The 18,195-nt window shown below is 65.3% G+C and carries 12 protein-coding genes; 3 read left to right on the plus strand and 9 right to left on the minus strand.

Annotated features, from left to right (window positions below; translation table 11 throughout):
• Nucleotide 1 precedes the first annotated feature (1 nt).
• Nucleotides 2-1,348, minus strand: coding sequence for a carbohydrate porin (locus tag F3J45_RS11435; RefSeq protein ID WP_167061914.1), 1,347 nt, complete (start codon nt 1,346-1,348; stop codon nt 2-4).
• Between the two features lie 289 nt (nt 1,349-1,637).
• Nucleotides 1,638-3,641 carry a TonB-dependent receptor gene (locus F3J45_RS11440; protein ID WP_167061917.1) on the minus strand — a complete coding sequence of 668 codons (2,004 nt, stop codon included), beginning with the start codon at nt 3,639-3,641 and terminating at the stop codon, nt 1,638-1,640.
• Between the two features lie 165 nt (nt 3,642-3,806).
• On the opposite strand from F3J45_RS11440, the gene F3J45_RS11445 reads away from it, so the two are divergent.
• Both F3J45_RS11445 and F3J45_RS11450 read left to right on the plus strand, forming a co-directional pair.
• A complete protein-coding gene (locus tag F3J45_RS11445) occupies nt 3,807-4,028 on the plus strand; it encodes a VF530 family DNA-binding protein (protein ID WP_023378991.1) in 222 nt (73 codons plus the stop codon).
• A gap of 1 nt (nt 4,029) precedes the next feature.
• A complete protein-coding gene (locus tag F3J45_RS11450) occupies nt 4,030-4,665 on the plus strand; it encodes a Pr6Pr family membrane protein (protein WP_167061921.1) in 636 nt (211 codons plus the stop codon).
• Between the two features lie 100 nt (nt 4,666-4,765).
• On the opposite strand, the gene F3J45_RS11455 is transcribed toward F3J45_RS11450, so the two are convergent.
• The 4 genes from F3J45_RS11455 to F3J45_RS11470 form a co-directional block, all read right to left on the minus strand.
• On the minus strand, nt 4,766-5,524 hold the full coding sequence (locus F3J45_RS11455) for a siderophore-interacting protein (protein WP_167061924.1): 759 nt from the start codon (nt 5,522-5,524) through the stop codon (nt 4,766-4,768).
• A complete protein-coding gene (locus F3J45_RS11460; protein WP_167061927.1) occupies nt 5,517-6,062 on the minus strand; it encodes a PadR family transcriptional regulator in 546 nt (181 codons plus the stop codon). The genes F3J45_RS11455 and F3J45_RS11460 overlap by 8 nt, the downstream gene beginning before the upstream one ends.
• A gap of 86 nt (nt 6,063-6,148) precedes the next feature.
• Entirely contained in the window at nt 6,149-9,304 is a 3,156-nt protein-coding gene (locus F3J45_RS11465; protein ID WP_167061930.1) for a transglycosylase domain-containing protein, read from the minus strand.
• 131 nt (nt 9,305-9,435) lie between these two features.
• Nucleotides 9,436-10,584, minus strand: a complete 1,149-nt coding sequence (locus tag F3J45_RS11470; RefSeq protein WP_205300478.1) for an OpgC domain-containing protein — start codon at nt 10,582-10,584, stop codon at nt 9,436-9,438.
• A 206-nt stretch (nt 10,585-10,790) separates the two neighbouring features.
• Between F3J45_RS11470 and F3J45_RS11475 the strand changes: the two genes are divergently transcribed.
• Nucleotides 10,791-11,753, plus strand: a complete 963-nt coding sequence (locus tag F3J45_RS11475; RefSeq protein ID WP_167061933.1) for a glycosyltransferase family 2 protein — start codon at nt 10,791-10,793, stop codon at nt 11,751-11,753.
• Between the two features lie 17 nt (nt 11,754-11,770).
• Here the strand turns inward: F3J45_RS11475 and F3J45_RS11480 are convergent, their stop codons facing one another.
• From F3J45_RS11480 to F3J45_RS11490, 3 genes are all read right to left on the minus strand, one after another.
• Nucleotides 11,771-13,381: an FMN-binding glutamate synthase family protein gene (locus F3J45_RS11480; RefSeq protein ID WP_167061936.1), complete on the minus strand. Its 1,611-nt coding sequence runs from the start codon at nt 13,379-13,381 to the stop codon at nt 11,771-11,773.
• 308 nt (nt 13,382-13,689) lie between these two features.
• A complete protein-coding gene (locus tag F3J45_RS11485) occupies nt 13,690-17,970 on the minus strand; it encodes a DEAD/DEAH box helicase (protein WP_167061939.1) in 4,281 nt (1,426 codons plus the stop codon).
• Nucleotides 17,971-18,100: 130 nt separating this feature from the next.
• On the minus strand, nt 18,101-18,195 hold a 95-nt coding region (locus F3J45_RS11490; RefSeq protein ID WP_167061942.1), incomplete at its 5' end, for an IS3 family transposase.

An 18,195-nucleotide genomic window follows, 5' to 3' on the forward strand; every position in this document is an offset into this window, starting at 1 on the left:
GTTAGAAAGTGCTTTGGATCTTCAGGCCGCCGACCAGGGCGTCGTCGACCTGCGACACCCCGCCCGGATGGCGGATGTACTGCAGGTTCGGGCGCACCGTGAGCCAGTCGGCCAGGTGAATGCCGTAATAAAGTTCGGCGCTGTACTCGGTGTCTTGCACCGGCAGGTAGCCCGGGTTGTCGTAGTCGTCCAGGCCGGCCGCCTGGTTGGCCAGGCGGGCGTTCTTGCGGTAGGCGGGGTTGGCGTGCACGCGGGCGACGGCAAAGCCGATGTCGTCCCTGGCGCGGGCATCGAAGGGGCCTTTATACACCAGCCCTGCCTGTAGGTAGTTGTCGATGACATTGGTCTTCTTGTCATGCACCGTGGCGTTGGCGAAAAGGCTCAGGCCGCGGGACTGGTCGGAGGCCTGCGAGGTCACCTGCTGCTGCGCGCCGAGCCACATGCCGTGCTTGCTCGAACTGCTGCGGTAGGCGGCGCCGCTGATGGCTGCCGGTTGGCCGTTGCTGTCCTTGAGAACATCCTGTGCCTTGGCATTACTGTAGTAGTAGCCGGCGCGATATTCCCCTTTCAGACCTTGGATGCGCGGGCTCCATACCAGTTCGATCGGCATCACCGCACCTTGGGTGCCACTGCCGCTGAGCTTGAAGCCGTTGCCGGACTCAAGGTTGGAGGGGTTCTGCTCGTACACGCCAACCTGGGCGTACAGTTCGGGGCTGAGGTTGTACTTGGCCCGCAGGGCCCACTGGCTGACCGGCCAGTTGTACCAGATGCCACCCACCCAGTTGCCCACCTGGGAGCCGCAGAAGGCCAGGTTCTGGAAGTCGCAGGGGAAGCTGTTGAAGTCCTCGCCTTCGCCGAAGCGGCCGAATTTCACATCCAGGGCGCCGTCGAAGTATGTCTGCTTGATCCACAGCTGGGTCAGCCGCCAGGTTTCGCCACGGCCCCAGACTTCCTGGGCAGAGGTGAAACCGCCGACGCGCGGGTCGTTGATGCGGTCGTTGCTGATGTTGTCGCCATGGCGCTCGGTGACCGTCAGCTGGAACTCGGTGGCATCCCAACCGAGGATTTTCTGCAGGTCCAGGTGGCTGCCAAAGGTGAACTGGTCGCTGTAGCGCGCGGTGCGGTCATGGTCGTAGCCGCCGTGCAGGTTGCTGCCCATCTCGCCGGTGTAGCCGAGGGTGAAGTCGTAGCCTTTTTCCAGCAGGGCAGTGCGGTTGCCGCCCCAGTCGCCGAACATCCAGGGGGAATCCTTGGCGAAGGGTTCGCTGGCACTGGCAGTGTTCGGCAGGCTGGTGGCGAGGGCGATCAACGCCAGGCCGGTGTAGCGGGTTTTGGGCAGTTGGAACATGAGATAGCGCTATCTTCTGATTATTGAGCAAATGCCTAGCGCACCGAGCCGATGACGCCTCGGTGGAAATGGCAAAAGGGAATGCTGGGTGAAGCGATTCAGCTTGCGGCGGGGAGGATATAGCGGAAGTTGAAATAAAAAAAGACAAATTGTCGCAGGGGATTGTTGCAGGTTTGGCAACAGTGTTTGCCACTTCGCGGGCAAGCCCGCTCCCACAGGGTACTGCACAGGTTCAATGGCAGTGCAGTACCTGTAGGAGCGGGCATGCCCGCGAAGGATCAAAAACCCATCAGAAGGTTGTACGCAGCCCTACTTCAACGCTACGCCCTGGCGCCGGGGCGATGTCGCGCAGGATCGAGCTGGCATAGCGCACGGTCTGGTCGGTCAGGTTCTCCCCGCGCACGAACGCCAGCCACTGGCTCTGGCCGATGTCGAAGCGGTAGCCGACACTGGCCCCCAGGGTGGTGTAGCCATCGGTGCTGGTTTCGTTTTCAGGCTTGCGGTGCTGCGCCGCGGCATGTTCCACCTCGACCCGCGCCTGCCAGCGGTCCAGTTCCCAGACCAAGGCGCTGTTCAGGCGCAATGGCGCGATGCGAGGCAGCGGCTCACCGCTGTCGAGGTTCTTGGCCCGGGTGTAGTCGCCCGAAAGCTCCAGGGCAAAGCTGCCGTAGCGGTTCTCCACCAGCTTCCAGCGGTCCTGCGCCTCGATGCCGTAGAAGCGTGCACGCACGCCCTCGTAGCGGTATTCGGGGATGTCGCCGTCCTCGCCTTCGCGCAGGTTGCCCGTGCCGATCAGGCCGATGTAGTTGTTGAAGTGGCTGTAGAACACCCCCACGCTGCCCTTGTGGGTGCCATTGTCGAAGCGCAGGGCCAGGTCACTGGAAATGGCCTTTTCCTTGTTCAGGCTGGCATCACCCAGCTCGAAGGCGCCGGTGGCCACGTGGGCACCGTTGGCATACAGTTCATAGAAGGTGGGGGCCCGCTCGGTGTAGCCCAGGTTGGCGGCCAGCGACCAGATCGGGTCAAGTTGATACACCGCTCCCGACGACAGGCTGAACGCGTTGAAACTGCTGGCGCTGTCGGCGTCGACGAAGTTCTCGTTGCCCTTGGCGTCGGGGTCGACACGGGTGTGTTCGATGCGCGCGCCCAGGCTCAGGTTCAGGCGCTCGGTGGCTTGCCACTGTTCAAGCATGAACAGCGCCAGGCTGTCGGTGTCGGTTTGCGGCACGAAGGCTTCTTCGCCCAGGGCCGAGAATTCGTTGCGGCTGACCTGCGCACCGATCACCCCCTCCAGCGGGCCCAGCGGCTGGTGGCGGGCTTCGATACGGGCCTCGTAGCCTTTGTTCTTGAACGTGGTGCCGACTTCGCCGTCCTCGATTTCGCGGTGCTCGTAGTCGGTGTAGCCGGCGTCGAGTTTCACCGAGCTGAACGGGCCGTCCAGGTCACGGATTTCCGAGGCGAAGGCGTAGTGGTCCTGTTTCATGTCCAGGCGCACGCCGGACTCGGCCACCGAGCCGTAGTTGCTGTCGTAGCGGCTGTACGACAGGCCGGCATAGCCATGCTCCCAGTTGTAGGAACCGCCGATTGCGCCCCCGTCCTGGCGGCCGTCGCTGTTTTCCAGGCGATGGCGGCTGCCCGGCTCGTCGGCATCGCGCACCTTGCTGCTGCGGGCGTAGCCGGGGATGCGCAGGTCGTTGAACTGGCGGCTGTTGGCGTCCAGGTGCAAGGCGAAGGTGCCGTCGCCGGCTTCGAGCTTGCCGGCGCTGCTGCGGGTGGTGTCGGCGCCGCCGTAGCGCAGTTCACCTGCGCCGTGGATGCCGTCGATGGGCGAGTCGGGGATGCGGTTGTCGAAGGTGTTGATCACGCCGCCGATGGCATTGCCGCCATACAGCAACGCGGCCGGGCCACGCACGATCTCGACCCGGTCGACGTTGACCGGGTCCAGCGGTACGGCATGGTCGTAGGACAGCGACGAGGCATCCAGGGCGCCGACGCCGTTGCGCAGGATGCGGATACGGTCGCCATCCAGGCCACGGATCACCGGGCGGCTGGCGCCGGGGCCGAACCAGGTGGAACTGATGCCGGGCTGCTTGTTCAGGGTTTCACCCAGGCTGCCGTGCTGCTGTTGCAGCAGGTCGTCACCTTCTAGCACGGTGCTGGGCGCGGCCAGCTGGCGATTGCCCAGCGGGTTGGCGGTAATGACCTGGGGGTCGAGTTCCACCGCCTGGCTGGGCGAGGAGGCCAGCCACAGGGCGATGGCGAGGGGGGAGAGGCGAAGCGGAATGTGCAACATGGGGATGAGGCGTTCCTTGGCAGATGCTTTTATGTTGTTACTGTATAACATCACTATTTCATCACAGAGGTTTTGCGCCTGGCCAGTGCTTTTTCCGAAGGTTTCACCCATCCCACCTGCCACTACACTCGTGTAAGGTGCGCATCTTTCCTACGGAGCACTGGCATGAGCACGGCCCAACACAACGCGCTGCACGGCAAAACCCTCGAACAGATCCTTACCGAGTTGGTGGCGCACTACCAATGGCAGGGCCTGGCCGAGCGCGTGGACGTGCGCTGCTTCAAGAGCAACCCGAGCATCAAGTCGAGCCTGACCTTCCTGCGCAAAACGCCCTGGGCGCGGGAAAAGGTCGAGCAGCTGTACGTGAAGCTGCAGCGCCAGGCCTGAGATGGCCCAGCGTCCTTGGCTGAGCGCAATGGCGCTGCTGGGCTGGTTCGCCCTGGCGGTGCAGGTTTACCTGGTGCTGCTGGCGCGCTGGCAGGAGCAGGCCAGCCTGATCGGTGGGCTGGTGAATGTGTTCAGCTATTTCACCGTGCTGACCAATACCCTGGTGGCAACGGTGCTCAGCTATGGCGCATTTGGCCGCGAGTCCGGCGCTCGGCGTTTCTTCCTGTCGCCGTCGGTGAGTTCGGCGGTGGCCGCCAGCATCGTGCTGGTGGCGCTGGCCTACAGTGTGCTGCTGCGCCACCTGTGGCAGCCGCAAGGCTGGCAGTGGCTGGCCGATGAACTGCTGCACGACGTGATGCCGGCGTTGTTCGTGCTGTACTGGTGGTTCGAGGTGCCCAAGGGCAGCCTGCGCGTGTGGCACCTGGCGGTGTGGGCGCTGTACCCGCTGGTGTATTTCGCCTATGCGCTGTGGCGGGGGAATGAGATCGGGTTGTATGCCTACCCGTTCATCGATGTGGCGCGCCTTGGGTATGGGCAGGTGATGCTCAATGCCCTGGGGGTGTTGGCGGGGTTCTGGGGGATCGGGCTGGTGCTGCTGGGGTTGGATCGGTGGCGGGGGCGTTGGAGGTTGGGGTGACCTGGGCCGGCCTCTTCGCGGGGCAAGCCCGCTCCTACAAGCGCATTCCTTTGTAGGAGCGGGCTTGCCCCGCGAAAGGGCCGGCCCAGGAAAGCGCCGATCACTCGTCGTCGGCAGTTCCATCGGCGCGCCAATAGGCCGCCGCTTTCAACGCATCCTCCGCCACGCCCTTGTCCAGCAACAGCGCCTTGGCCTGGCGGGTCAGCGACTTCTCCAGCGCTACCCAGCTGTACAGCTTGCCCGATGGCAATGCCAACCCTTGCAGCAACGCCAGCAGGTCTTCATCGCGCTTGACCCAGCGCACTTCCACTTCGGCCTTGCTCGGCAGTGGCTGGCGCTCCTGTTCATCTTCGATCTGGATCACTGCCAGCACCCGCCGCCCGGCTGGCAGTTCCTCAAGGCGCCGGCCAATGGCCGGAATGGCCGTTTCATCACCCACCAGCAGGTAGCTGTCGAAGATATCCGGCACCACCAGCGACGCCCGCGGCCCGGCGATGTTCAGGGTCTGCCCCGGCGCCGCCTGGGCGGCCCAGGTGGAGGCAGGGCCGTCGCCGTGCAGCACGAAGTCGATGTCCAGTTCGTTGTTCACCAGGTCGATGCGCCGTGGCGTGTACTCGCGCATGGTCGGCCGGGCGCCGCCGTCGCGGCCCAGGTTGCGGGCGTCGATGGCCTGCTGCTGTTCGGCGGTTTCGGCGAACAGCAACTTGACGTGGTCGTCGCTGCCCACGCTGGTGAAACCCTGCAGTTCCTCACCGCCAAGGGTGATGCGGCGCATGCGTGGGGTCAGGTCGGTCACCCGCAGCACGTGCAGGCGACGTTGGCGGATTTCGTGGTTGACGCGGTGGATGGTGTCACTCATGGGGATTCTCCCTGACTGGATCGGCCGGCCCGCAGGCGATGGCCTTGGCAGTGTCGTTGAGCAGGTTGCGTACCCGTTCGATTTCTTCCGGTGTCCAGCGCCCGCTGTGCATGTGCAGGGCGTGGCGCAGGTTACCGACGGCTTCGTGGATTTCAGGTGGGCGGTCATGGCCGCGCAGGGCGCGCTTGCTCACTTCGATGCGCATGCGCACACCGTCGAGGGCGACCGCCTGGTCGTCCAGCGCCTTGCGGCCGGCGGCGGTGATGGCGTACAGGCGCTTGCTGCCGTGAACCTGCCCGGCGATCAGCTCGGCTTCCTCAAGGAAGTTGAGGGTGGGGTAGATCACGCCCGGGCTTGGGCTGTAACTGCCGTCGAACAAGCCTTCGATCTGGCGGATCAGGTCGTAGCCGTGGCCCGGTTGCTCGGCCAGCATCGACAGCATCAGCAGCTTCAGGTCGCCCGGGGCGAAAACCCGTGGGCCGCGCTCGCCACGGGCGGGGCGACGGTCGAAGGGGTCATGGTGGGAATGGTCGCGCATCAGCAGGCTCCCTGTGTTTAGATATATCGCAAGATATTACTCAAGATATATCTAAACACAAGCCTCTAAATGCCGATGATTATCATCTACGTTTTAGATGAGTCGCTTCCGGCCCCGGGCCCAGGTGCAGGCATGGCCACTTCCGGCGGCTTGCACTCGTTCGGGTTGCCCGGCTGCAGGTACGGCATCAGGATCGGCGCCATGCCCTTGAGCACCTGCACCGGCAGCGCCGAGGTGAACTTGAAGGCCTCGGCCGAGCGCCCGGGCACGAACGCGGTCAGGGTGCCGAAATGGTTCTCGCCAAGGAAGAACACGAAGGTGGCCGTGCGGTTCAGCGAGCGCGAGCCGATCAACCGGCCGCCCGCGCCAAAGCTTTCGATGCGGTTGTCGCCGGTCCCGGTCTTGCCGCCCATCACCAGGGGCGTGCCGTCGTTGAGCTTGAAGCTGCCGGAAATGCGCCGCGCGGTGCCGGCATCGACCACCTGCGACATGGCCCCCTTGAGCGCCCGCGCCACTTCCACTGGCAAGATCCGCACGCCCCGGTCCGGGTCGCTGACCAGCTTGGTTTCGTAGGGCGTGTTGGCGGCAAAGTGCAGGGTGTCGATCCGCAGGGTAGGCAGGCGCACGCCATCGTTCTGGATGATGCCCACCAGCTCCGACAATGCGGCCGGGCGGTCGCCGGAACTGCCGATGGCCGTGGCCAGCGACGGCACCAGGTGGTCGAACGGGTAGCCCACGCGCTTCCAGCGCTGGTGAATGTCCAGAAACGCCTCGATCTCGACCATGGTGCGAATGCGGCTGTCACGCGCGCCCTGGTAGCGGCTCTTGAACAGCCAGCCATACACCTCCTGGCGTTCGAAGCGGCTGGCGTTGACCATTTCGGTCAAGGTCGAAGACGGGTTCCTCAGCAGGTAGCCGAGCAGCCACAGGTCCAGCGGGTGAACCTTGGCGATATAGCCCTGGTCGGGCAGGTCGTATTTACCGGGGCCGTAGGCCTCGTACATTTCCGCCAGCTTGCCATCGGTGAGTTTGCCCACGGCCAGCTTGTCATCCTTGCTGTGGGCGCGCACGAAGGCGTTGAAGGTTTCCTGCCCGGCTTCCGGGAACAGGTAGCGGTGCACCGCGGCCAGGCGTTGCGGGGTGGCGCGCATGCTGTCGAGGAAGGTATCCAGGCGCTGCTGCGAGGTTTTGCGCTGGTATTTCTTCCAGAAACGCATCAGGTAGCTGGTGCCTTCCTTGTCGGCGAAGCGCGCCAGGTACTCCTGGCGGCGCGGGTCGTTGTCGTCCTTGAGCAGCGGTACCCGGTTGAACGGCTGCTGGTAGGTGAAGTACCGCACCAGGTCACGCATCAGGCGAATGAACGGCAGGTTGATCGACTCGCGCAGGGCGTCCTTGAGGGTGGGGTTGCGGTTGTTGTCTTCCTTGCGGAAGTTGTTGAACACGTGCATGCCGCCGCCGGTGAAGAAGGCCTCGCCGGTATTGGCCGAATACTTGCGCTCCAAGGCGGCGTCGAGCATGGCGTCGAGGCTCTGGTTCTTGCTGTTCTGCTCCAGCCATTCCAGCGACCACTGGGTGATGCGGTCGAGCTCGGCGACATCGACCTTCTTCAGTTCGGCAGCAGGCTTGCCGGCATACTTGTCGTGCAGTTCGGCGATGATTTCCAGGTAGGTGGTCAGCACCCGCAGCTTGGCCGTCGAGCCCAACTCCAGCTTGCTGCCTTCGTTGATATCGAAGGGCTGGTTGGTGCTGTCGGTCTGCACCCGCACCCGCGAGCCATCGGCGGTGCGTTCGAACAGGGTAAAGCTGTAGCTGACCTGGTCGGTGGTCTTGGCGGTGAGCAGGCGCTCGCCGATCAGGCCGATCTTCGCCGCGAATTCCGGGTCGGCGAGGTTTTTCAGGTACTGGCTCACCTGCACCTGCAGGTCGGCCTGCAAGGTGCTGGTGGCCGAAACGTCCAGGCGGTCCAGGTCGTACAGCGGGCGGTTGAGCATCGCCGCCAGGCGGTTGCGCGCCAGGCTGATGCCCTTGTTGGTGATGATCGGCACGATGGTCGGCTGCGCCACCCAGTCGCGGTACACCGCTTTGCTGGCCAGCGCCGCGTCGGCCAGCGGCTGGTCGATGACCTTGTTCGCGGCCAGCACGCGGATGTGCGAGTCGGTGAGTTCGGCCAGCTCGACCCGGCCCTTGGACAGGTAATGCGATGGCCGCCGCTGGGCGATCATCAGCGACAGTACCTGGCGCAGGGCCAGGCCCCGCGCGGCCATGCTGTCGGGGTCGGTGGTGGTGGCCGTCAAGGCCTGGTTGACCTGGTCGAAATCAGCGCCGTACCACACCCGCAGGCCTTCGGCCATGCCATGCACCTCACCATGCCCAGGCACGGCCGAGAGCGGCACGCTGTTGAGGTAGTCACGCACGATCCGCTCACGCGCCTCGGTGGTGTCCGGGCCGCCCTGGTAGGCGCGCACGCTGGCCGAAATCATCTGGCGGATCTTCTCGGCGCCAGACACGGTCAGCCCGTCAGGCGAGTGGCGGTACTTTTCCAGCTGGGTGGCCAAGGTACTGCCGCCAGCGGATTGGCCGGGCAGGGCCAGGTACTTGGCCACCTGGCTGTAGGCGGCCTTGGCGAAACGCGGCCAGTCCACGGCCGGGTTGTTCTTCGGGTCCTGGGTGTCGAGCAGGTCGCGGTTCTCGATGAACAGCAGGCTGTTGACCATCACCGGTGGGATCGAGGCGAAATCGGGGTACAGGTGTTGCGGGTAGTTGTATTGATACAGCGCATCGCCCCGGCAATCGGTGATCGACAGGCCCGCCTGGATCTTCTCGATATAGGGCACGAACAGGCCATGTTCGGCGTAACTCATCAGTGCCGGGGAAAACTGCACTTGCTGGCTGATGAGGTAGTCGCGCTTGAGCAGGCGCGGCAGGAATTCGCCCAGGGCGCTGTAGCCCAGGCGCTTGTCGAACGGGCCGTCGCCCGGGTAGACGATGGCGTCGCTGGGGCCGGCGTTCAGCGAGTAGGTGAGGGTGGTGGCCAGCTTGCTGAATTCACGCGATTGCAGGTTGGAAGTGCGGAACTCGTCATAGGCGGCGAAGCCGATGGCAACCAGTGCCACCAGCAGGATCAGGATGATCAGCCGCCACCAGAGCCTGCGCTGACGGGGGGACTTGGCGGGTGGCGTCTCGGCCGGTGGTACCTCGGGTGCTTCCGTTCTGGTTGGTTCCGATTGCCACAGTGCGCCCATAGTCTTCTTTCCGGCCAGGTATTTTCGTGTTGCTTGCCTGAAGCTTAGACGTTGACGGGATGGGGTGAAAAATTTGTAGAAAGCGGGCCGCGTTGCGGCCCTATCGCGAGCTTTGCTCGCTCCTATCAGGTTTACCGGGGCCCGGTAGGAGCGAGCAAATCTCGCGAAAGCACCGCCTGCCCCAGCCGCTTGTTCCAGTCCAACCACCCCGCCAGCATCAGCATCGCCAGCAGCCCACCCAGCGCGGTCAGCAGTTGCACCGGCCAGTGGTCGCCGCCCTGGGCATTGAGCACATCGGCAAGCGGCGCCAGCAGCACGCCCAGGCAGAACACCTCCAGCGAATAGCGCCCGATCCGGCAAACCTGCCGGGCCAGCCAGCCGTGCAGCCATGGCCCGCTGCCCACCAGCCTGGCGGTGCAGTAGGCCAGCGCCAGGAACTGCACCAGGCGCAAGGGCGACAGGTTGGTCTTGTCGATCGGGTAGATCCATTCCCCCAGCCAGCGCGGGATCAGCACATCGTGCACGGCCGGCCAACGCCACGCCATCGCCACCACTGCGCTGGCCAGCACCACGCCGGTGGCGGCCACGAACAACGGCTGGCGCCAGGCCGGGCTGGGCCTGGCAGTGGCCGTGCGCTGCCCAAGCAGGGCCATCGCGCCCCCCAGCACGAACAGCAACTGCCAGGCGAACGGGTTGAAATACCACACCCCGCCTGCCTGGGCCGGCAGGTTCCACTTGAACACCTGCACCAGCCCATAAAGCCCCAGGGACAAGCCCACCGCCAACGCCAGGCGGTGCATCAGCAGCGGCAATGCCACGGGCAAACCAAGCAGCAGCAGGATATACAGCGGCAACGGGTCCATCAGGTTGGGCTTGAAGCGCAGCATCAGCTCGTCCACCAGTGCCTGCTGTGGGTCGTTGAGGAAATAGGTCAGCCCCATGCCCTCGATCATGTCCCGCTGGGCGTGGTGGTTGGCCACGAACACCATGCCCATCAGCAGCACCAGCAGGAAGATATGCGCCACGTACAGCACCCACACCCGGCGCAGAATGCGCACGCTGGCCACCAGCCAGCCGTCACGCCGGGCGACCTTGCCATAGGCCAGCACGGCGGCGTAGCCAGCGAGAAACACGAAAATTTCCGCCGCGTCGCTGAAGCCGATGTTGCGCACGGTGAGGTTGCCCAGCGGGTTGTCGGGAATGTGGTCCCAGAAGATGAACACCAGGGCCAGGCCACGGAAGAAGTCGATGCGAAGGTCGCGGCCTGGGTTCATGGTCATTGCCCCTGTCTGGAAGTATCACAGAAGATCGCCCACGGCCGGGGCGGGTTCCTTGCCGTCTCCGGCGGGTAGACCACCGGTACGCCGCTTGGCCCCTGCAGCGCTGCCTGGCGGCGTCAACTGGCATTTCTGTCAGTGGTGGGGCCCTGGGGTTTCTCCTACGTTGGTATTAATACTAACGCGATGTTGGTAACGGAGCCGCGCAGATGGACATTTCCCTGATCGTGCCAGTGTTCAATGAAGAGAAGGCCATCCGGCCCTTTTATGACGCCGTTCGCCGGGCACTGGCCAACGAGGCCGATCAGGTCGAGCTGTTGTTCGTCAACGATGGCAGCCAGGATGAAACGGAAAAGCAGATTCGCCAGCTCATTGCCGGCGACCCCGACGTCGCGCTGGTGGACCTTTCACGCAACTTCGGCAAGGAGGCTGCGTTGTTCGCCGGGCTGGAGCAAGCCAGTGGCGATGCGGTCATCCCCATCGACGTCGACCTGCAAGACCCGGTCGAGGTGATCCCGCTGCTGATCGAGCAATGGCGGGCAGGCTTTGACGTGGTGCTGGCCAAGCGCCGTGACCGGTCCTGCGACAGCCGTTTGAAGCGCTGCACGGCGGCGGGTTTCTACTTTCTGCTCAACCGTATCTCGCAGATCCGCATCGAGGAGAACGTTGGCGACTTCCGCCTGCTCGACCGTAAGGTGGTGGAAGTGATCAAGTCGATGCCCGAGCAGCAATTGTTCATGAAAGGCATGCTGTCCTGGGCGGGGTTCAGGACCACGCTGGTCGAGTACGACCGCTGCGCACGCACGGCCGGCAAAAGCCGTTTCAATGGCTGGCGCCTGTGGAACCTGGCGCTGGACGGCATCACCTCGTTCAGTACCGTGCCGCTGCGCTTGTGGACCTACCTCGGCGGCAGCATCGCCCTGGCCGCGCTGGGCTACGCGCTGTGGCAGGTCATGGACAAATGGCTGTTCGGCAACGCGGTGCCCGGTTACCCCTCATTGATGGCCGCCATCTTGTTCCTGGGCGGCGTGCAGCTGATCGGCATCGGCGTGCTGGGCGAATACGTCGGGCGCATCTACATGGAAGCCAAGCACCGCCCGCGCTATGTCATACGGGCCGTCGCCGGGCACCGGGCCCGCCAGCAGCAGCGCTCTACCTTCAAGGAAGACTGAAAGCCGATTCAAGGCATTCAGGCTGCCTGCGGCTCGAAACTGTCGGGCCGCGCCATTTGCCACATGCGTGAATAGAACTGCCCGTTGACCTCGCCGGTGAGCAATTCCCCAGGCTTGAGGAACACGTGCATCTGCGAGAACAGCTTGATCTCGGTGGCCGATATGCGCCGCACCAGGTGCCTGGCTTCCAGTTGCTCAGGGTGGGTCAGGCCCGCGGCGGCGAGCATCTCGGCCAAGGCGCGCAGGGTGTTGTGGTGGAAGTTCAGCACCCGCTGGGCCTTGTCTGGCACCACCAGGGCGCGTTGGCGCAGCGGGTCCTGGGTGGCGACGCCGGTCGGGCACTTGTTGGTGTGGCAGCTTTGCGACTGGATGCAGCCGATGGCGAACATGAAGCCACGCGCCGAGTTGGCCCAGTCGGCGCCGATGGCCAGCACGCTGGCGATGTCGAAGGCACTGACGATCTTGCCGCTGGCGCCGAGCTTGATCTTGTCGCGCAGGTTCAGGCCAACCAGGGTGTTGTGCACGAACAGCAAGCCTTCACGCAGTGGTACGCCGATATGGTCGGTGAACTCCACCGGCGCCGCGCCGGTGCCGCCTTCCTTGCCGTCGACGACGATGAAATCGGGCAGGATGCCGGTTTCCAGCATGGCCTTGGCGATGCCCATGAACTCCCACGGGTGGCCCAGGCAGAACTTGAAGCCCACCGGCTTGCCACCGGACAGCTCACGCAGCTGGGCGATGAACTGCATCATTTCGATCGGGGTGGAGAAGGCGCTGTGGCGCGATGGCGAGATGCAGTCTTCGCCCATCAGCACACCACGGGTTTCGGCAATTTCCCGGGTCACCTTGTGCTTGGGCAGAATGCCGCCATGGCCGGGCTTGGCGCCCTGGCTCATCTTGATTTCGATCATCCGCACTTGCGGGCTTCGCGCCTGGGCGGCGAAGCGCTCGGGGTCGAAACGGCCATCGGCGGTGCGGCAGCCAAAGTAGCCACTGCCCAGTTCCCACACCAGGTCGCCGCCGTGCTCACGGTGGTAGGGGCTGATGCTGCCTTCGCCGGTGTCGTGGTGGAAGTTGCCCAGCTTGGCGCCCTTGTTCAGCGCGCGGATGGCGTTGGCGCTGAGCGAGCCGAAGCTCATGGCGGAAATGTTGAAGATCGACGCCGAGTAGGGTTGGGTGCATTGCGGGCCGCCGACGATGATGCGAAAGCTTGCCGGGTCGGTCAGCGGCGCTGGGCGCATGGAGTGGCCGATGAACTCGAAGCCCGACTCGTACACGTCGATCAGGGTGCCGAATGGCTTGTCCGAGGCCTCGTTCTTGGCCCGGGCGTACACCAGCGAGCGCTGGGCGCGGGAGAAGGGCAGGGCATCGCTGTCGGCTTCCAGCAGGTACTGGCGAATTTCCGGGCGAATGCCCTCGACCAGGTAGCGGATGTTGCCCAGGATCGGGTAGTTGCGGCGCACGGCGTGGCGTTGCTGCAGCAGGTCGAATATGCCGATCAGGCTGAGCACGCCCGTGACCAGGGTGAACGGCCACAGCCATTCATGGTGCAGGAACGGCAGGCTGGCCAGGGTGAACAGGACGCAGGCGGAGAAGAAGGCATAGCGGCTGAGAAGTGACAGGCTCATACGGGATCCTTGCGATGGCGCGGTCAGGCTCAGGGCCTGGTGCAAACCCCGACCATAGCCAAGTTGTGTGGCAGTGCAAATTAAAATCGGGGTAGCGAAAATCATTCTCGCTTGGGCCTCTCGGGCTGCGCTGTCGCGCAGGGAACAGTGCACGCAGGCAGTCTGCGATCTCCTGTGGGAGCGGGCTTGCCCGCGAAGCAGGCGACGCGGTGGATGGCACCGGCGTTGCCGGTGTTCGCGGGCAAGCCCGCTCCCACAGGATTCTCTGTTAAATCAGATATTTGCGATTTGTTCCATGAGAGCGTGCGTCACGCACTACCGCGCAGCAGCTTCTGCCGCCAACCTTCCTGTTCCTGGGCCGCTGCCTCGACCAGGTACGCATACCGCCCGGCGATCCGTGTCGCCACCGGCACCCCATCGCGATACAACAGCCGGTTGCCACTCATCGCCGGCACCTTCGCCCCCGGCAACAACGAACCGATCACATTCAGCGGGTCGCTGGCGCTGACCATCACCAGCGCGCCCTCGGGCGCCCGCCGCCTTACCTGGCGTAGCAGGCTGACCGCTTCGGGCAGGGCGAACTGCTCACCGGCAAGCCCGGCAATGAAGCGCCCACCGCGAATCTCCCCGCGTGCCTCCAGGCGGTGATAGCAGCGCAGCAACTCCCGCCAGGGCGGCAGCACATCGCTTTCCCGTTCCAGCAAGCGCCAGCAGATCACCCCATAGCGGCGCAGCAGCGCCCGGGCGACCTGCTCCAGGCGCTGTTGCCCGTCGACATCGCCGCTGCCCCGGCGCAACAACGCCCAGCGCCCGGCGTGGGCCATGCTGCTGGACATCGGCGGGTGGCCACGGCGGCTGTTGCGTGACGGGCGTTTCGCCGCCGGGGTAATCAGGCTGCGCAGGCCAGTGAAACTGTCGGCGCCCACCAGGCCTGCCCCCACCAGTTCCTGCAGAGCCGTTTCCAACTCGCTGGGCAGCAGATGGGCCTCGTCGGTCAGTTCATCGAAGAACAGCGCGCCTTGCCCCTGCAACGCTTCATGCACACGCTGGGCCCGCGCGCCGAGGCTATCTTGGGCCGGCACCGGCGCCAGGCTGCGCCACAGGCCCAGGTGTTCACGGGGTAGCAGCACCAGCGGCGTGCTGGCCAAGGTGGTGCTGGCCACCGTCGCCGCCAGCCGGCTCCAGGCGAACTGCCCGCTGCGGCAGGCATCGTCGAGCCAGTGCGGGCTGTAGTCCTGGATGCGCGCGGGCAGCAACTCGGCCTCCCAGGCACCGGCTGCGCTGGGGAAACCCTGCAACTGGCCCAGTACCTCGGCCACCGCCTGCGGGCCGCGCAGGCGCTCATCCGCGGCCAGGTGCTGCCAGTCGAACAGGAACCGCATGAAGTCCTGCAGGCTGACCGGTTCGATTTCCCGGCGCAGGCGCTTGACCGTGTAGCGATGGATGCGCGCCAGCAGGTGCCGTTCACACCATTGCAACGGCTGCTCGCCGGGGCTGAAGTGGCCGCGCAGCACAAGGCCCTCGGCTTCCAGGCGGGCGAGGGCCTGTTCAACGTCGACGGCGGGCTTGCCCAGGGGGCCGGCGACCTCGGCCAGGGTCAACGGGCCATGGCCGCTCAGGCGGGCGCGCAGCAGTTCGGCCAGGGCGGTGTCCGGGTCGATGGGCTGGTCAAAGCCCGGGAGCGTGCCCAACACCGGTTCCAGGCGCGAGCCTGGGTACAGCACCTGCAGCAGGTTCTGGCGTTCGCGCGCCAGCCACAGGCGTTCATCGGCCAAGCGCAGTGCCCGGCCAGCCTTGGCCAACTGCTGCAGCAGCACGTCCCAGCCAACATTGGCCTGAACCTCGTCCTGGCTGATGGCGCCAAGGCCCATCAAGGCTTCGTGCATTTCGTCGGCATTGCCTGGCGCAGGCCAGGCCTCGGCCCGCACGGCAGCGATGGCATCGGCGTCCAGCGCGCCCAGGTCATCGGTGTTGGCCACGTCGTTCCAGCGCCGGTTCAGCACGGCCTGGGTGCGCCGTTCTTCGAGGGGCGCATCGTCGAGGAAGCTGTAGGGGCGGGCATTGAGAATCGCCGCCGCCAGGGGCGAGGGCGCTGGCAGGTCGCGACACAGCAGGCGCACCTGGCCGCTTTCCATGCGCCGCAACAGGGCCAGCCAGCCTTCGCTGTCCATCGCCTCGTGCAAGCAGTCATCGAGGGTTTGTTCAACCAGCGGGTGGTCGGGAATCTGCCGTTCGCCCACGATGTTCTCAAGGCAAGCGATCTGGTCGGGAAACACAGCGGCGATCAGGTCTTCGCTTTTCATCCGCTGGATTTGCGGCGCCACCTTGCGCCCGCCAACGAAACGCGGCAAGGCCAGGGCGGCGCTGGCGTTCCAGCGCCAGCGCACGCCGAACAGCGGCGCTTCGAGCAGGGCCTGGACCAGGATCTGCTCGGCGCTGCGGCTGTTCAGGTAGCGCCACACCTCGTCCAGTTCGAAGCTGTGGCTGGTCGACAGCGACAGCACGATGGCGTCTTCGCTGGCGGCGGCTTGCAGTTCGAAGTTGAAGGTGCGGCAGAAGCGCTTGCGCAAGGCCAGGCCCCAGGCGCGGTTGATGCGGCTGCCATAGGGCGAATGGATAATCAGCTGGGTGCCGCCCGACTCGTCGAAGAAGCGCTCCATCACCAGCGTCTGCTGCGAGGGTAGGGCACCAAGCACCTCGCGGGTGCGGCCAAGGTAGTCGAGCAACTGGCTGGCGCAGGCGGGGGTCAGCTCGAAGGTGGCCTGGAGCCATTGTTGCACGGCCGTCAGCTCGCCCCGGTTCAGCGCCAGCTGCGCATCCAGGCGGGCTTGCAGGCGGGCGACGGCGGCGGACAGCTCGTCACTGCGCCCCGGCGCCTCCCCTAGCCAGAATGGGATGGTCGGCGGCAGGCCCTGGGCGTCCTCGACCCGCACCCGGCCAGGTTCGACCCGCAGGATTCGGTAGGAGGCATTGCCCAGTTGGAAGATATCCCCGGCGATGCTTTCCACGGCGAAGTCTTCGTTGACGCTGCCAATGCTCAAGGCCTGGGGTTCGAGCAGCACGGCGTAGTCGGCGGTTTCCGGAATGGTGCCGCCGCTGGTCAGCGCTGTCAGCTGGCTACCGCGCCGCCCGCGCACCGTGCCAGTGACCGCATCGCGGTGCAGGTAGGCGCTGCGCACGCCCTGGCGGCCGTTGTAGCCCTCGGCAAGCATGCGCAGCAGTGCCTGGTAATGGGCGGCATCGAGTGCGGCATAGGGCGTGGCCTGGCGCAGGCAGTGAAGCAGCGCGGTTTCCTCCCAGGCCTGGTTGCTGGCCTCGGCGACGATCTGCTGGGCCAGCACGTCCAGTGGCGCCCTGGGAATGTGCACCTCGTCGAGTTCGCCGTGGCGCACGCAGTCCAGCAACGCCACGCATTCGATCAGGTCATCGCGTGAGGTGGCGAACAGGCGGCCCTTGGGGATGCCGTCCACCTGGTGCCCGGAGCGGCCAACCCGCTGCAGCAAGGCGGCGATGGAACCGGGCGATTCGATCTGGCAAACCAGGTCGACATCACCGATGTCGATGCCCAGTTCCAGCGAAGCCGTGGCCACCAGCACCTGCAGCTGGCCGCGCTTGAGGCGTTGCTCGGCCTCCAGGCGCAGCTCCTTGGCCAGGCTGCCGTGGTGCGCGGCAACAGCGCCCTTGCCCAGGCGGTCACCGAGGTGGCGGGTAAGGCGTTCGGCCAGGCGCCGGGTGTTGACGAATACCAGCGTGGTGCGGTGTTCACGGGCAAGGTCTGCCAGGCGGTCGTAGACCAGCCCCCAGACATCGGTGGCCATCACCGCACCGAGGGGCACCGGCGGCACTTCGATGGCCAGGTCGCGCTGGCGCGCATGGCCGACATCGACGATCGCGCAGGGTCGGTCATGGCCGACCAGAAACTGCGCCACGCGCTCCACCGGGCGCTGTGTAGCCGACAGGCCGATACGCCGTAGCGGGCGAGCACATAAAGCCTGCAGGCGCTCCAGGGTCAACGCCAGGTGGGCGCCGCGCTTGTTACCCGCCAGGGCGTGGATCTCGTCGACGATCACCGTGTGCACGCTGGCAAGCCCAGCGCGGCCCGAGGCCGAGCCCATCAGCACGTACAGCGACTCGGGTGTGGTCACCAGGATGTGCGGGGCCCGCTTGCGCATGGCGGCGCGGTCTTTTTGCGGGGTGTCGCCGGTGCGCACGGCGCTGGTGATGCATGGGGCCTGCAGCCCTTGGGCTTCGAGGGCCTGGCGGATGCCTTCGAGCGGTGCCTGGAGGTTCAGGCGGATGTCGTTGGATAGGGCCTTGAGGGGGGAAACGTAGACGATCTGGGTGTGCGCTGGAAGTTCGCCAGCGTGCTCCAGGCCCTGGCGAAACAGCTCGTCGAGCACCGCGAGGAAGGCGCTCAGGGTTTTCCCGGAACCGGTGGGGGCCGCGAGCAGCATCGACTGGCCAGCGTGGATCAGCGGCCAGGCACGGGCCTGGGCATCGGTGACCGTGGCGAAGTGCTGGCGGAACCAGGTGCCGATGGCCGGGTGGAACAGTTCGAGCACGGGGTGCTGGTGGGCGGGCAGGTTCATGTGTTGGTTATGGCGGGTCGGCAGCGGGTTGGCAAGGGGCCGTTCGTCTGCAACCTGTGGCGGCCCTTTCGCGGGGCAAGCCCGCTCCTACAAGCGTGTGAACTGCGCCCCAAATGTTAGACGGTCGAAGCTAGGCTACCTCAGCCTGAGTCCTGTAAGCCACAGGACTCAGGCCATTGAGCTTCATTTTGATTCGTTCGTGGTTGTAGTAATGGATGTACTCGG

Origin of the sequence: Pantoea sp. Ap-967, assembly GCF_011752565.1 — a bacterium.
GTDB lineage: Bacteria > Pseudomonadota > Gammaproteobacteria > Pseudomonadales > Pseudomonadaceae > Aquipseudomonas.

Coding starts and splice junctions, on each gene's coding strand:
- F3J45_RS11435 (WP_167061914.1), bottom strand. CDS start 1,348: ATGTTCCAACTGCCCAAAACCCGCTACACCGGCCTGGCGTTGATCGCC.
- F3J45_RS11450 (WP_167061921.1), top strand. CDS start 4,030: ATGGCCCAGCGTCCTTGGCTGAGCGCAATGGCGCTGCTGGGCTGGTTC.
- F3J45_RS11455 (WP_167061924.1), bottom strand. CDS start 5,524: ATGAGTGACACCATCCACCGCGTCAACCACGAAATCCGCCAACGTCGC.
- F3J45_RS11470 (WP_205300478.1), bottom strand. CDS start 10,584: ATGACCATGAACCCAGGCCGCGACCTTCGCATCGACTTCTTCCGTGGC.
- F3J45_RS11480 (WP_167061936.1), bottom strand. CDS start 13,381: ATGAGCCTGTCACTTCTCAGCCGCTATGCCTTCTTCTCCGCCTGCGTC.
- F3J45_RS11445 (WP_023378991.1), top strand. CDS start 3,807: ATGAGCACGGCCCAACACAACGCGCTGCACGGCAAAACCCTCGAACAG.
- F3J45_RS11485 (WP_167061939.1), bottom strand. CDS start 17,970: ATGAACCTGCCCGCCCACCAGCACCCCGTGCTCGAACTGTTCCACCCG.
- F3J45_RS11440 (WP_167061917.1), bottom strand. CDS start 3,641: ATGTTGCACATTCCGCTTCGCCTCTCCCCCCTCGCCATCGCCCTGTGG.
- F3J45_RS11475 (WP_167061933.1), top strand. CDS start 10,791: ATGGACATTTCCCTGATCGTGCCAGTGTTCAATGAAGAGAAGGCCATC.
- F3J45_RS11460 (WP_167061927.1), bottom strand. CDS start 6,062: ATGCGCGACCATTCCCACCATGACCCCTTCGACCGTCGCCCCGCCCGT.
- F3J45_RS11465 (WP_167061930.1), bottom strand. CDS start 9,304: ATGGGCGCACTGTGGCAATCGGAACCAACCAGAACGGAAGCACCCGAG.